The 16269-nt window shown below is 37.7% G+C and carries 11 protein-coding genes; all 11 read right to left on the reverse strand.

The window, feature by feature from the left end; genetic code table 11:
- Nucleotides 1-14: 14 nt before the first annotated feature.
- The 11 genes from AC13DP_RS01325 to AC13DP_RS01375 all read right to left on the reverse strand — a co-directional run bounded on the left by AC13DP_RS01325 (nt 15) and on the right by AC13DP_RS01375 (nt 15909).
- Nucleotides 15-2186, reverse strand: a complete 2172-nt coding sequence (locus tag AC13DP_RS01325; protein ID WP_228252282.1) for a xanthine dehydrogenase family protein molybdopterin-binding subunit — start codon at nt 2184-2186, stop codon at nt 15-17.
- 21 nt (nt 2187-2207) lie between these two features.
- Nucleotides 2208-3194: an FAD binding domain-containing protein gene (locus AC13DP_RS01330; protein WP_347406441.1), complete on the reverse strand. Its 987-nt coding sequence runs from the start codon at nt 3192-3194 to the stop codon at nt 2208-2210.
- A 70-nt stretch (nt 3195-3264) separates the two neighbouring features.
- Nucleotides 3265-4065 (reverse strand): 2Fe-2S iron-sulfur cluster-binding protein, encoded by an 801-nt coding sequence (locus AC13DP_RS01335; RefSeq protein WP_347406440.1) that lies wholly within the window; start codon nt 4063-4065, stop codon nt 3265-3267.
- 297 nt (nt 4066-4362) lie between these two features.
- Complete coding sequence (locus AC13DP_RS01340) at nt 4363-5595, reverse strand: Gfo/Idh/MocA family protein (protein WP_347406439.1); 1233 nt, start codon at nt 5593-5595, stop codon at nt 4363-4365.
- A 26-nt stretch (nt 5596-5621) separates the two neighbouring features.
- Nucleotides 5622-6974, reverse strand: coding sequence for a Gfo/Idh/MocA family protein (locus AC13DP_RS01345; RefSeq protein ID WP_347406438.1), 1353 nt, complete (start codon nt 6972-6974; stop codon nt 5622-5624).
- A 1-nt stretch (nt 6975) separates the two neighbouring features.
- The gene (locus tag AC13DP_RS01350) at nt 6976-8334 is read right to left on the reverse strand and encodes a 3-keto-disaccharide hydrolase (protein WP_347406437.1); all 1359 of its coding nucleotides are present in this window, start codon (nt 8332-8334) and stop codon (nt 6976-6978) included.
- 973 nt (nt 8335-9307) lie between these two features.
- A complete protein-coding gene (locus tag AC13DP_RS01355; protein WP_013072410.1) occupies nt 9308-9616 on the reverse strand; it encodes a hypothetical protein in 309 nt (102 codons plus the stop codon).
- 278 nt (nt 9617-9894) lie between these two features.
- The gene (xylA, locus tag AC13DP_RS01360; protein ID WP_347406436.1) at nt 9895-11205 is read right to left on the reverse strand and encodes a xylose isomerase; all 1311 of its coding nucleotides are present in this window, start codon (nt 11203-11205) and stop codon (nt 9895-9897) included.
- 4 nt (nt 11206-11209) lie between these two features.
- The gene (locus tag AC13DP_RS01365) at nt 11210-12697 is read right to left on the reverse strand and encodes a xylulokinase (protein WP_347406435.1); all 1488 of its coding nucleotides are present in this window, start codon (nt 12695-12697) and stop codon (nt 11210-11212) included.
- A 517-nt stretch (nt 12698-13214) separates the two neighbouring features.
- The gene (locus tag AC13DP_RS01370; protein WP_347406434.1) at nt 13215-14345 is read right to left on the reverse strand and encodes a formylglycine-generating enzyme family protein; all 1131 of its coding nucleotides are present in this window, start codon (nt 14343-14345) and stop codon (nt 13215-13217) included.
- A 151-nt stretch (nt 14346-14496) separates the two neighbouring features.
- Nucleotides 14497-15909 carry an MBL fold metallo-hydrolase gene (locus AC13DP_RS01375; protein ID WP_347406433.1) on the reverse strand — a complete coding sequence of 471 codons (1413 nt, stop codon included), beginning with the start codon at nt 15907-15909 and terminating at the stop codon, nt 14497-14499.
- Between the last annotated feature and the right edge of the window lie 360 nt (nt 15910-16269).

The raw sequence follows: 16269 nt of genomic DNA on the forward strand, positions 1-16269 counted from the left end.
CTATTGTCTTTCCACTAAGCCACTCCTGGTTCTAAACCGGCTTCGATCAATTTTTCCGGAGTGATGGGTAGATCTCTCATTCGTTTACCGGTAGCATTAAAAATCGCATTGGCAATTGAAGCTGCCACACTTGTTATACCCAACTCCCCTATTCCTTTTATGCCCATTTCGTTAGCAATTTTATCTTCTTCTGGTAAGAAAATCACATCTATATTGGCTAAATCTAAGTTTACCGGAACGTGATAATCAGCTAACGTCCTGGTAATAAAGTTTCCGTAATTCGGTTCTACCTGCGTACGCTCGGCAATCACCATTCCTGCCCCCATTGTAAGTCCGCCAATAATTTGTCCGTAGGCGGTTTTAGGGTTCAAAATTTTCCCGGCAGAGCCAACATTTACCATGCGTTTAATACGGTACATCCCGGTATCTTTATCTACCCAAACTTCCGTAAAATTAGCTCCAAAAGAAAACACCGAATGTTTTTTGTATTCTTCAGATGGCTCTACGGTTCCTTCGGCTTCAAAAGAAGACAGATTGTTTTGTCTTAACAACTCTGCAATTTCAATTTCTTCAGATTCAGCAATATTTTGTTTCTTTTTTAATTCAGCAATCGCATTTTCACAGGCTTTTCGTGCACCATTGCAGTACGAAGCTGCTCCCCAGGATCCTCCAGACCCCGGCGTTACCGGAAATTCTGAATCTCCAATTTCAACTATTACATTCTCTACTGGAATGCTTAGATATTCTGAAACGGTTTGCGCGACAATAGTGTAAGTTCCTGTACCAATATCGGTAGCATCCATCTTAAGGTTTGCATTTACAGCATTCTGCTTAAGTTCTAACGCTACTTTTGCTGAAGTTTTCATATAAGGAGCCCTACGTGAAGCTGCACTTACCCCGTAACCAATTAACCAGTTTCCATTTTTATTTGTTCTCGGTTGCATTTTACGTTTTTCCCATCCAAACTTATCGGCTCCAATACGTAAACACTCTTTTAATAATCGTGAAGAAAATGGCTTATCTTCACCCATATCTACCTGAGTATCGTTTTTTATTCTAAAATCGATAGGATCCATTTTTAATTTCCAGGCCAGCTCGTCTATGGCCGATTCTAAAGCAAAACTTCCGGTGGCCTCTCCCGGGGCCCGCATAGAACTTGGACACTGAATATTTAAAGGAATTAATCGATGGGTCACGGCATTGTTTGGCGTTTTATAGAGCATTTTAGAAACATTCCCACAGGCTTCGAAATACTGTAAATTCTTTGCCGTATGCGAAGTTGTATGATGTGCTAAAGCCGTAAGGGAACCATCTTTTTTTGCCCCTAATCGCATTTTCTGTTCATCAAACTGGCGCATTCCCGTATTGGTAAACATTTGTTGGCGCGTCACCGTGATCTGCACAGGTCTCCCTATCATTTTAGAGGCCATCGTAGCCATAGTGATATGCTTAAAAACATTCAGTTTAGACCCGAAACCACCACCAATATACGGAGTGATAATTTGAACATCTTCTTTAGGGATATTAAAAGTCTCTGATATTGAAGTTGTCGCTTGATCTAAAATTTGCTGATTGGCGTACATTTTCACCTTAGCATTATTCCAACTAACAATGGCAGCATGCAACTCCATTGGCTGTTGATGCTCGATAGGTGTAGTGTATGTTTCTTCCAAAGTCACATGGGCTTCTCGCATTCCTGCCTCCATATCACCTCGGGTAAAATCTGCGCTATCTCCAGGTTTATAGGCTTTACTTTTATTCTTATCTAAATGAATATCCGGTGTTTCCTCCTCGTAAGTTACTTTTACCAACCTACAGGCATATTGCGCCTGCTCAAAAGTTTCAGCAACCACACAAGCAATATATTGCCCGTAATAATAAACCTGCCGATCCTGAAATACCGGTGCTATGGTAGTTAGTGAAAAATCCGTCATTTCTTTCGTGTAATTTTTCAGCTTTTCGGCATTTTTATATGTAATAACTGCCAAAACACCTTCCAGATTTTCTGCCGCTGTAGTGTCTATAGATGTTATTTTACCTTTGGCTATGGTACTGTTTACACCCTGAGCGTAGACCATATTTTCCACAGGAAACTCGGATGCATATTTTGCTTTCCCCGTAACCTTCAGGTGTCCTTCTATTCTATCTATAGGATTTCCTACTCCTGATGCTTTTATTGTTTTCATTTTTTTCTAAGATTAGGGATTTTAGGCTTTTCTTTCATAGGCTTGGGTAAGCGCTCTTACGATTGCCCTTTTACCCATTTCAACTTTATACTTATTACCTTCAAAAGGTTTAGCATCTTGCATTGCCATTTCTGCTGCTGCTTCAAAGTTTACTTTATTCGGTTTTTTACCTTCTAAAAATTTTTCAACTTCGGTAAACTTCCAGGGTTTGTGTGCTACGCCGCCCATGGCGAGACCAGCTTTGGTAATTACACCACTTTTAATCTGCAAACCGGCAGCTACAGAAACTAAAGCAAATGCATAACTAGAGCGCTCACGTATCTTTAGATAATAATAATGATCAGAAAATTTAGGCTTATCTAAATGAATGGCAGTGATCAACTCCCCATGTTCTAAAGTGTTATCTTTTTCAGGCTGATCTCCCGGTAATCTGTGGAAATTGGAAAAATCTATCATTCTTGAAGAACCACCTACTTTGTGCACCTCTACTTTTGCATCCATCGCTGCCAACGCCACGCACATATCTGAAGGATGTGTTGCGATACACTTATCGCTATACCCAAAAATAGCGTGTAGTGCATTTATTCTTTTTTTTGCACCGCAACCTGAACCCGGTTCTCTTTTATTACATGGCATAGAGGTTTCATAAAAATATGGGCAACGTGTACGTTGTAATAAATTTCCGGCGTTGGTGGCCATATTTCTAATTTGGGCGGTAGCTGCAGAAAGCATTGCCATAGAAAGTAATGGGTAATTTTTTCGAATATCGGGATGATTGGCAGTCTCAGAATTACTTAACATTCCTCCTAGTGTAAACCCGCCACTTTCTTTTTTAATTATATTTTTATAGTCCAGATTAGCGACCTCAATTAATTGATCGGGACGTTCTACATCTTCTTTCATCAAATCAACCAAATTCGTTCCTCCCCCTAAATAATGCGAAGTACTGGTATAAGATTGAAGTGCCTGTTCTTTATTTTTTGCATTCGTGTAATTGAATGGTCTCATAGTTAGTTTGTGTTTTATCCTTAAAAGAGGAATTCAAAAAGATTTTTGATCCTAAAAATCAATCAATAGATCAGGAGTTTTTGGCTTTCTCCATTTGCTCGGCAGTAGCGAACTCCCAGGTAGGCATCTCGTCGTCTCCAGAATGCACTTCTTTAAAAGCCTGAACTATGTTATTATAAGCTCCACACCTACAAATATTCCCAGACATTCGCTCTCTAATTTCTTCTTCGGAAAGTTTTAAATCGGTTTTTACCTGTTTAAAATCTTCGGTTACATAACTCGCTTCTCCGCGTTTAGCTTCTTCTAGTAAAGCTACTGAAGAACAAATTTGCCCCGGTGTACAATATCCACATTGAAAACCATCATGTTTTAAGAAAGCTTGCTGCATTGGATGAAGATTTCCGTTTTCTGCTAAACCTTCAATCGTAGTCACTTCTTTACCTTCACAAGTGGCGGCTAGAGTTAAACAGGAAAGTTTACGCTTACCATCTACCATTACGGTACAGGCACCACATTGGCCGTGATCGCATCCTTTTTTAGTTCCGGTAAGTTCCAGACGTTCTCTAAGCGCGTCCAAAAGTGAAGTCCTCGAATCTAAAGCCAATTGTTTTACCATATCGTTGACCTTAAGATTTACCTTTACTTCATTTAAAAGTACCTTGGGGTTATCTGGTAAAGCTCTGGCAGGACTCGCTAATAGATCTGAAGTTAAATAAGAAGAAGCGCAAATACTCAAGCTTGCCGCAGACATTTGTTTTAAAAATTTTCTACGGGAAGTTCCGTTTAAACCAATTTCGTCAAAGATTTTCTCTTCATCTTTAGTTAATTGATTTTCATCACGGTTTTTAATCCATTTTTCAATTTCATCCATATACAATTATTTTTGAAGCCAGTTAAGATGTAAAACCTGAAAGAATCCTTCTCAGGATTTTTTCAAGTTAAAAGCAATGCTTCAATTTAAATAATTGATTACAGAACAAATGTTTTAGTAATGTTATTGTTATCCTAAATTGAAATCAAAAAGTTTGAGGTAGGCTATTGCAGTATGAATGGAAAAATCTTTTTAAAATTTCGAAGATATCATTATAATCCTAGGCAAAATGGAGATCATAAACTTATCAATGCTAATAAATTTAATACCATTATCATAATTCTAAACTATAAATAACTATGAATACAAATCTTTAAAATCTTTCTTCCACTTCACAATTTCGTTATTATACATGGCATCAAGTCCCATTTGTACGGCGATGGCTGCCTTGGCTCCTGTTACAAAATCTGATTTTGGCTGGGTATTGTTCAAGACACTATCCGAAAAATCCATTAATGCCTGTTTGGAAGAATGAGTATGCTCGATCTTTATCGGCATTCCTTTACCTTTCTCCCATTGCATTGTTGCGCCCGAGACGCCATCGACCTCTCCAAGTTCCCGATCCTCATAATCTCCTTCGGGATAAAACCAGGCATTTTCATAATCAAGAATGATCGTCCCCTTGTCCCCTAAAACTTTGATTTGATAATCGTTCAGGGCATTAGACGTTAAACAGGTGAATTTGGCTTTAACCCCTTTTGGATAGCTATAGATTAAATGAATATTATCATAAGTTTCGCGACCATCTTTCCAGTAATCGATTCCACCGGCACCCATCACTTGTTCTGGAACAGCATCCATTACCCAGTTTACAAAATCGATTTGATGAGAACATAGTTCGGCTACCAAACCACCTGAATATTCCCGGTACATCCGCCAGTTAATCAATCGTTCCAAATCTGGATCGGGTACCGGGCGGCGCCAATTCCCATGACGATTCCATTGGCATTCAAAGGCGGTGATATTCCCCACCATGCCTTTTTTGATCAAATCGACCACATGGGTATATAAACGTGAACTATGATATTGATGTCCTGTTTGGAATATCGTTTTACTCTCTTTTTTCTTATTATTGAGCTTTTTTATTCCTTCATAACCTTTCGCCGTGGTTTTTTCGCCATAAATATGCTTACCGGCATCCAGGGCATCAATTTCTATGGCAGAATGGGTACTAAACGGTGTAGCAACGAGAACAGCATCGATATCTTTATTATCAAGCATTTTCCGGTAATCGGAATATCCCTTTATTTTACCTGAAGCTCTTGAAACCCCTCGCTCTAATCGAAAAGGTAAGATATCACAGCAAGCGATTAAGTTTAAATTGGGGATCTCATCTATTACAGGGATCAATCCGCCGCCACGGTCGCCTGTTCCGATCACCCCAATATTAATACTATCATTTTTCGAGAAGGACAGCGCATTTAAAGAAGGTACCGACATGGCCGCCATTGCTCCCAACGCTCCCAAACTGCTTCGCTTTACAAAACTTCTTCGCTTCATCATATCGTTTTTCATCATATCCTTTTTCATAGAATATCTGTTTATTTTAAATCTGATTATACGTCCAGTTCCCAACCTGGTTCATAACTCCTGCTCCAAAGGTTCATGGCTTCACGATCATATATCCTTCCTGATTTCTCATCTACGGCAAAGCCTTTATTAATGCGATATGCAATATTGGCATAATGCACCATAGCCATGCTTATACTGGCATCATCAATAGGGGCATTTAATGTGGTCTTTCCACGAATGGTATTAAAGAAATTAAGCATGTGCGCTGTGGTGGTATCACCGCCACCGCCCAGAGCAGTACCTGCTTCCTGAGAGCCGGATTCTGTAGACTTTATCATTTTTCCGGAGCGGTCGTACATCTCATATTTATTACGGTCTACAAAGACGGTACCTTCACTTCCGTAGATAATAGTTCCACGACCGCCATTATAAAGATCGTAACCACTTCGACTTCTCCCATCCCACTCTATGATCTTATCATCCGCAAAATTAAAAGTAGCCTTCATGGTATCATACATTTCCCAGCCATCTTCTTTAAAATAACGCTTATAAGCTTCTACATTTGCTTCACGAGGAAAATCCACGCCCAGTGCCCAACGGGCTACATCAAGCTCGTGAGTACCATTATTCCCGGCTTCTGCTGTACCATAATTCCAGCCATACCAATGCCAGTTGTAATCCCAGGTATTATCGGTATAGGCTCTTCTTGGGGCCGGCCCCTGCCACAATTCCCAATCAAGGCCTTTGGGAACGGCCGCTGGTTTTTGATTAGGCACCGCTCCCCTAGCGTTAGTATAAAAGGCGATCGCTTTAAAAGGCGTACCGATAGCCCCATTATGTATGGCGTTGATCACTTCCACGGTATGAGCCGAAGAACGCTGCTGATTCCCCATTTGCACCACCTTATCATACTTTGATGCTGCTGCTACCAGTTTCTCATTCTCGTCCATGGTATGACTACAGGGCTTCTCTACATATACATGTTTCCCGGCCTTTAAGGCCATGATAGCGCCCGGAGTGTGCCAGTGATCGGGAGTAGCATTCACCAGAATATCTATTTTTTTATCGTCGATCACCTTACGAATATCGTTCTCCCCTTTAGGTGAATATCCCAAACGCTCTGAAAAACGTTTAACCGCATTTTCCCTTTGATGCTGCATTACATCACATAAGTACACCAGCTCTACATTTGATTCTTTTAAGGCGATAGGATCAAGATAAGCGCCTAAACGCCTACCCAATCCGGCAATTCCTATATGCAGTTTATCATTAGCTCCGATAATTTTACGGTAACTACTCGCAGGCATGGCCATAGCAGAGCTCGGTGCCACACCGGATGCAGCAACAGCAACACTGCCTAATAAGGATTTGGTAATAAATTCTTTTCTTGTCGCCATGCTATAATGTTTTTATTTTAATATTCTTAAAAGATACCCGGTTACCATGGTCCTGCAGTAAAATGCGACCTTCTTCCAATTCTCCAAAACGATCCCATTTGGCATATTTACTTTCGGAAACCAATTTCCTGAAATCTTCGCTGCCCCGCTCATACTCCAATACTTTGGTGCCGTTTAACCAGTGTTCTACATGATTGTTTTTAGATATGATCCTTGCGGTGTTCCACGCTCCAACCGGATGAATGGGTTTATCGGGATCGGCCTTGATAAGGTCATAAAGAGAGGCTACGGTACGGCTACCTTCATGATTGCCTAATTTGGCATCTGGATGTTTATCATCGTCTAAAATTTGGTATTCCAGACCTATAGAAGAACCTGGTCCTTTATTAATATCTGTATCTACATAATATTTAATCCCGCTATTGGCTCCTTCGGTAATTTTAAAATCTGCTTTAAGCTCAAAATCTCCATATAATTTCTCGGTAACAATATCACCACCGGCTGCCGATTCGGCTCCACCACTGGCCAGTACAGTTAATATCCCGTTTTTGATCTCCCAACCTTGTTGTGGGAAGTCCTCTAAACGTGCACCTCGCCAACCTTCGGTGGTTTTACCATCCCAAAGCATTTTCCAGCCGTCTTTTTCCTCTGATGTGGTTAAGGTATTTTTAGTGGTCACAGGAGCGATTTGCATTTTTTGGGAATAGTGCTCCAGGCTATCGGTTTGAATACGGATATCCTTCCACATGATCGTTTTTCCAGGCTTATCATCTTTAGCTATGCTATGTACCTGCAGGGCTATAAATCCGCTTGCTGTTTTATCATCTATCAAAAAGCTGGCAGGAACTCCATTGATCCAGGTTTTTATGGTATCGCCTATGGCTTCTATACGATAATGGTTCCACTCCCCTTGTTTAAAAGCTTTTTGTGCTTTAGAATTATTATCCAAATCGACTAGCCAGCCTCTCCTACCTTCATCATAAATACCTGCACTCCATGCCCTTTCTGAAGGATCGATCTCAATTTGGTAACCATGTACCCTACCATTTTGATAAGAAGCAATACTGTTACTTCTAATCTGTATTCCCGAATTCATACTGGAATCCACTTTATAATCCAGTTCTAAGATAAAATCATCATACATTTTATCAGTAGTTAAAAAGGAATTGGGCGTACCGCTAACGGTCTTCCCTACAATTATGCCATCTTCTACTGCATAGTTAGCTTCCCCACCCATCTGGGTCCACCCCGAAAGATCCTGACCGTTAAATAAGGCCTTACCTGGTTTTTGTTTTTCTGAAGATTCCTTACAGGAAAAAATTAATACTAATAAAGCGAAAGAAAAAATGCGTAAATACATTATCAAATATTTAAAGATAAAACGATATAGCTATTCTAAAACTCAATATATAAATTAATATTTTAATAGAATATTATATTTTAAAAATTTTCCTTTCCAATCTTTAGATTTTTGAACAATTAGCTAAAACGATTAATTTAAGACTTTAGATCTCTGTAAATTGTCATTATAAAAAATAGACTTCTCTATATTTTAATCTTTTTCCAGGTTTTTTATTAGCCTACTTAAAAAATTCAAACTACAGTAGCAATACATGCTAGATCCCAAAGGAATTAATATGGACTATTAAAGGGATGCTCCCTCTATAGCAAAAATCCTATATAATCTCTTATCCCCGATCTAAATGAAACGAAATTCAAAATACGCTGACATCTGGAATTGAGAAGGTCTCAGACTCGAAGACCAACTAATTCATTATTCAGGCAAAAATTTAAAATCAGATCAATGATAATACTATTGGATTAAAACAAAAAAATCAGGTGGTAAACTTAAATCTGAGAGATCGTTTATTTTGAAACAGGAAAATTTAGGGATTAGACTGGAAAGTGCATTGGATTACCGATAGCCATAACAAACCTTATGCTCCTCTTCCTGTTTTTGAAAAGAATTCATTTAAATAAAAAAGTTACTGCTTTTAAATGGTATATAAACAGACTGGTATATTTTCAATTTTTAATAAACAATCTGAATCCTTGATTCCAGGATTATAGCAAAGGTATTTTTTATCAGCCTATACAAATCGTTAAAACTCAAGAACAAATAATCTGAACTTAATTGATGCCAGTTATAACTTCAAATATGAAAAATACAGGTTAAATGAACAAGATGTCCTGATATTGTACCACACTGGAAATTAAAATTCTGTCTACAGCATCATACCAAATTAAAATTACCATATCAAAGAAGGGTATTAAAGAAGAAACATCAGTTTCAGCTTTAAAGCATTGTTGATATAGACTTATTTGATCTTAACCTAAGCATTCTGCATCCCAACAGAATTCATTAAATTTTTCAGATAAGGCACAAAATTCTCTCTGGATCTCAAGCGATCCCATTCCTCCCTTTTCTTAAATTCATCCTGAAATTTTCCCAAGAAGAAATTATAGATTTCAGGGTATTTTGAGGTATAAATTTCAAAATTAAAGATGACGAGATCCATTTTATATTCTGCCTTATCCCTTTGTCTTTTTCCAACTGCAATGAGAAGTAAAGCTTCTGCTCTTTTAAAGTCTGAAATAAATTGTTCTAAAACCTCGAAGTGACGTAAAATTAAGCGATTCATAAGAGTGATAATTATAATTAATGAATTATTTACACTAACAAATGTAATTTTCGCTTAAAGGTGTTTCAATACCCATGAGAGGGGATATTTCGAGTTTTCTTACAAATTTTAAGCATTCTACTTTCAAAATTTGAAAGTAAGAGCCTCATGGCTAGTTCATGAGGTATGAAACGATAAGTTTTTACAATTTCGAAGGAAGTCTCGAAGTATTTGCCAATAAAAAAGAGGCTATCAAAAAATAGCCTCTCTTACATAAAATATTGGTTAAGTATGGATAATTAATAAGCATTAGCAATTATTTGCTCATAAAGTTCTTGTCTGCCACTTATTTTGCTTGGCTCTCCATTAGCATTCCCTAACTTACTTAATTGCTCTAAAGTAAGTTTTCCTGTTTCAAAATCTTTACCGCTACCACTATCAAAAGAAGCATAACGATCTTTTTTCAAGCCAGCATATTTTGTGTTTTTAAGAATATGATCTGCAGTAATTAAACCTCTTGCAAAAACATCCATTCCAGAGATATGCGCAATAAATTTATCTTCTAAATCGGTAGAGTTTCTTCTTACTTTTGCATCAAAGTTTATTCCTCCACCTTGTAAACCTCCACCTTCAAGAATAATCATCATAGCCTGTGTTACTTCAAAAAGATCGATTGGGAATTGATCGGTATCCCATCCGTTTTGATAATCACCACGGTTAGCATCGATACTTCCCAACATACCTGCATCGATAGCCGTTTGTAATTCATGCTCAAAAGTATGGCCTGCAAGTGTGGCGTGGTTTACTTCAATATTCAGTTTAAAATCGTCTTTAAGACCATATTTATTTATAAAACCTAAACAAGTTGCTGCATCGTAGTCGTATTGATGTTTTGTTGGCTCCATTGGTTTTGGTTCTAAAAAGAAGTTCCCTTTAAATCCTTGTTTTCTGGCATAATCCCTACACATTCCCAAGAAAGTCGCCAAATGCTCCTGCTCTCTTTTCATATCGGTATTCAGGAGGCTCATATAACCTTCACGCCCCCCCCAAAAAACATAATTTTCACCACCTAAAGCGATAGTTGCATCTAATGCTATCTTAGCCTGGGCCCCTGCATAAGCCACCACATCAAAATTAGGGTTTGTTGCGGCACCATTCATATATCTTGGATTACTGAACAAGTTAGAAGTACCCCAAAGTAATTTTAATCCGCTTTCTTCCTGCTTTTGTTTCGCATATTCAGTCATTGAATGAATTCTTTTCTCGAACTCTCCTAAAGTTGGAGCTTCGTCTACAATATCCACATCATGAAAACAGTAATAAGGTACACCAAGCTTCGTCATAAATTCAAAGGCAGCATCCATTTTATCCTTTGCCCGGGCTACGGGATCATCTTTTTTATCCCATTCAAAAACCTCGGTTTCAGCTCCAAAAGGATCTCCTCCTTTATTATTGAACGTATGCCAGTAGGCTACGGCAAATCTTAAATGTTCTTTTAAAGTTTTACCGGCTACCACCTTATTTTCGTCATAATATTTAAAAGCTAAAGGGTTATCACTCTCTTTACCTTCGAATTTTATAGTATCGATATTCTTAAAATAATTACTCATAATATTAAAATTTAATGGCTTTTTTCCAGTTATTATAAATTGATTTATAGGCTTCAACCAATGCTGGTTGTGGTTTTATCGTTTGTAAACATTCCAGGCTATCAAAGGCTTCTTCTAAAGTTTTATAATGGCCGTAACCATAAGCTGCGCCTCTTGCAGCACCGTCAGCACCGTTTGTTTTGTATAGTTGAAGTGTGGTATTGGTGGTATTCACAAAAATCTCCTGAAAAACCGGACTCAGAAATAAGTTATCTTTACCTGCACGTACTGTTTTTCCAGAAGCGCCAACTTCCTGCATAATTTCAAAACCGTAATTCATAGCAAATACGATTCCTTCACAGGCGGCTCGTACTAAATGAGGGGTTTTATGAATATTGAAGTTAAGATTCGATATTCCAGACAAAACTTCTTTATTCTGAAATATACGCTCTACGCCATTTCCGAAAGGATGAAAAAGCAAGCCTTCACTACCTGGTTTTGATTGTGCTGCCACTTCATTCAGATACTCATAATCAACAATATGATCACGTCCAGAAGACAAAATATTTCTTAACCACTGATAGAGAATTCCGGAACCATTGATACAGACCATCACTCCGTTTCTGTTTTCATTTTCCTGGTTATTTACATGTAAAAACGTATTAATCCTATTATCTTTATCGAAAGCATGATTTTCACTAACCGAATAAATTACTGCGGACGTTCCTGCAGTAGTCGCTATTTCACCCGGACTAAGTACATTTAAAGACATGGCGTTGTTAGGTTGGTCCCCGGCACGATATGTAATTTTCACATCTTCTGAAAGCCCTAATTCTTTAGCTACTTTTGAAGAAACTAAAGCCTGATCTCCAAAGTTAGAAACCACTTCAGGAATCAATTCTTCTGAAATCCCATAATACTCAAGAATCTCTTTTGCCAGTCTGTTTTCTTTAAAATGCCAAAGCATCCCTTCAGATAAGCCACCTTTACTAATTTGCGGTTTTTCACTAAATCTGGCAGCGATATAATCACCAGGTAACATCATATAAGCCGCTTTCTTATAAATTTCTGGCTCATTTTCTTTTACCCATTTTAATTTTGAAGCCGTAAAATTACCCGGACTTCCTAAAATCATATCATGACATTTCTCTTCTCCTATTTCCTTAAAAGCCTTATCTCCGATGGCAGCAGCACGGCTATCACACCAAATTATCGAAGGGCGTACAGGATTTAAATGACTATCGGTTAATACCAAACCATGCATCTGGTAAGCAATACCAATAGCTTTTATTTGGGTTAAATCAATTTGATATTCAGATTGTAAACGTTGTAGCGCTATTTTAACGTTTTCCCACCATTGATTCGGGTCCTGTTCTGCCCAACCTGGCTGTAAGGCTTCCATTGCCATTTCAGATTTTGGTTCTCCAACAGCTGCAATGCTTTGTTGAGAATCAGCATCGAAAATCGATAATTTTACTGAGCTACTTCCCAGATCTATTCCTAAAAAATACATTCTAAGTCCATTTTATTAGCTTCTGAAACAATTTTTCAGTACACTAATAGTTTATTTGACTACAAGTATAATTTAAATTTTGAATATTATCAAAATTTATAGGATAAAAATGACTAATAATTAAATTAAAATTGAATTATTAATATATAAACTAGTTTATCTGAGTTTTGATTATATTAATTCTACAATTTTAAATAAAATGAAATAAGACTTTTAATCAAATAAAATACCTCGGGAGCATGTCCCAAAGTATCCAGGTGAAAACCTTTTTAATCTTAAAATAAGACTTGGTGAATTCATCCAAGAATGATGACTCAACCCCAGTAATAACGACTTATTTTCTGGGTTGTCGATAGCCTTTTAGGCTTTGCCATATTTTTCCAAGGCTAACTGCAATTTGTTTCCGGAAAAGACTTCAAACACTAATAGTAAACTTATAATCAAATAGTGTATTATTGAGTGACTTTTCATCTTTAACCGGACAATAGCGATTTATTTGGTATGATTTTAAATATACTTATTTTACCCGCTTTACTGTTCTAAAACCCAAATGATCTGTACCAGAATCCATTGATGTTCCCATTCTAGATGAAATTCGATAACTGGCACAATAGGATTTATTACATAAAAAGGAACCTCCTTTTATCACTTTTTCCTTTTGGTAAGGATTGTCTTCATTAAAATAAGTGGTCGATCCTTTAGGGTTTAATAACTCCCCCTGTTGTAAAGCATCCTGATAATATCTGGTATTAAAATTATCTTTAGTAAATTCCCAAACATTACCTGCCATATCATATAAATTAAGACTGTTTGGCGGAAAAGATTTTACCGGTGCGGCATATTTATAACCATCTTCTGGAATATTTTTAACCGGAAATTCTCCCTGCCAGGTATTAGCTTCTTTATTCAACTTAGATTCGTCGTCACCCCAGGTGTAAATTCCGCCATGAAGTTTACCATGTGCTGCCGCTTCCCACTCAGCTTCAGTAGGTAGGTCACGCCCTGCCCAACTGGCATAGGCCAAAGCATCTTCATAAGCTATATGAACTACCGGGTAATTATCTTTTCCTTCTATATCGCTTTGTGGTCCTTGCGGATGTTTCCAATCGGCTCCCGTTTTCCATTCCCACCACTGGCCGTAATCATTAAGGTTGGCTATATTTTCCAGCTCTTTTTTAAATATTAAAGAGCCTGGTTGTAAAACACTATCAGGGGGTTTGGGGGTTCCCGGTGGTAGTTGTTTTTTCATTTGTTCCCAATCGATTGGGCGCTCTGCCACGGTCACATATCCTGTTTCAGCTGTAAATTTTTCAAACTGTGCATTGGTTACTTCGGTTTGATCTATAAAAAAACCGTCTACTGCCACAGGATGTGCTGGTTTTTCTCTAGGTAAAGCATAAGGATCACCTTCTGATGCTCCCATTGTAAATTTTACACCAGATACCCAAACCATACCTTCTGGAGTTTCAATTTCTTCTGGTTGCTGTTTCAAAAGATCTTCAGGGTTTACCGTATTGCTTTTTTGTGAAGTTTGTAGCTCGGTTTCCTTGCTTTCATTAGTTTTCAACTCTCTTTTTTCCTCTTCATTTTTACAGGAATAAAAAAACAGACTAAAAAAAAGAATAGGATATATTGATAATTTTAGCATTGAATTATTTTTTATCAAAAGTAATGAGTATCTGACAGAAATCATACCTATTAAATTAATGACTACTAACGCTCTTAACGAATCATTAAAAAAGACCGACTTTAAACAGTCGGCCTCTACATCACCTAAACTTCTATCTTATTTTTTATATTTATAACAGTGTACTTGGACAAACGTACGCTGTAACCGGAATTGTAGTTTCTTTAATCGATTTAAAGCCTCCAATAACATCGGTTAGCTGCGACCAGCCACGTTGTTTTAAAATGGATGCTGCAATCATACTTCGATATCCACCAGCACAATGCAACACAAATTCCTGCTCTTTTGGGAACTTCTCTAAATGTTGATTTATCTGGTTTAACGGAACATTTACGACACCTTCAATATGCTCTGAATCGAATTCACTTTTCTTACGCACATCAATAATCACAATATCCTGATTCATTTTTTGTTCCAGTTCTTCCGCAGTAATCCGATTTATGGTATCAACATCCTTACCGGCTGCTTCCCAGCTTTTCATTCCGTCTGCTAAATATCCCTGCGTGTTATCGCAGCCTACTCGGCTCAATCTTGTAATCGCCTCTTCTTCTTTTCCTACTTCAGTAATCAATAAAATAGGAGTTTCCAAATCAGGTATCATTTCCCCTACCCAGGGTGCAAAACTTCCCTGTAAACCAATATTTATACTATTGGGAATATGAGATTTAGCGTACTTATCGGCTTCCCGGGTATCTAAAACCAGTGCTCCTTCTTCATTGGCCAAGAGTTCAAATTCATCAGGAGTTAAAGCTTTTGCCGCCTGTTTCATTATTTTATCAAAGCTCTTATAACCACCAATATTCAACAAAACATTTTTCGGAAAATAGTTTGGTGGTGCAGTAAGCCCGGTTAAAAGTTCTTTTATAAACTCTTCTTTGGTCATATCTGCCCTTAGTGCGTAATTCGTTTTTTTCTGATTGCCTAGCGTATCTGTAGTTTCTTTACTCATTTTTTTACCACAAGCCGATCCTGCACCATGATTAGGATAGACCATAAGATCATCATCTAATGGCATTATTTTATGGCGAAGGGAATCAAATAAATATCCGGCAAGTTTATCTTCAGTTAAATCTGAAATCACGTGTTGCGCAAGATCCGGTCTACCCACATCACCGATAAATAGGGTATCACCTGTAATAATCCCGTGTTCGTTACCCTTATCATCAATCAATAAGTAGGTAGTACTTTCCATCGTATGACCTGGAGTATGAATTACCTTTACCTTGTAATCACCGATCTTGAAAATCTGACGATCTTCAGCAACTAAGGCCTCATAACCTGGCTTGGCATTAGGCCCAAAAACTATTTTAGCTCCGGTTTTCTTTTGTAAATCTAAATGACCGCTTACAAAATCGGCATGAAAATGAGTTTCGAAAACATACTTGATTTTCGCATGTTCATTTTCTGCTTTTTGAATGTACGGATTAACCTCTCTTAACGGATCAAAAATTGCTGCTTCGCCTTTGCTTTCGATATAATAAGCGGCATGAGCCAGACAACCGGTATATATTTGTTCTACTTTCATAACTTATAAATTAATGAAGCGATATTGTTAATTTCTAAGTGTAAAAATAATAGAACAATAATTTTTAGACGGTAACTATTGTTACAATTTCAATATTTAATCCCTATCCCTCATTGAGGGTTTCATTACCCAAGGCTTGTCTCGAAGTTATAAAAAAGTTTTTTCGATTCATATCTCGCGGGCTTGTCCCAAGGTTCTTGATTCCAGAGTCTCATAGCTATCGCTTAACTTATGAAACGTAAAACCTCATCCCTATTTCCAGGTATCACGACAGTTCTGGATTAAGGTATCATAGCCTTTGGTGATGGCAAAATCAAGTATCATTTATAAAAAATAAAAAAGGAGATTCCGTAGAACCTC

Source organism: Zunongwangia sp. L-65 (genome assembly GCF_056859415.1).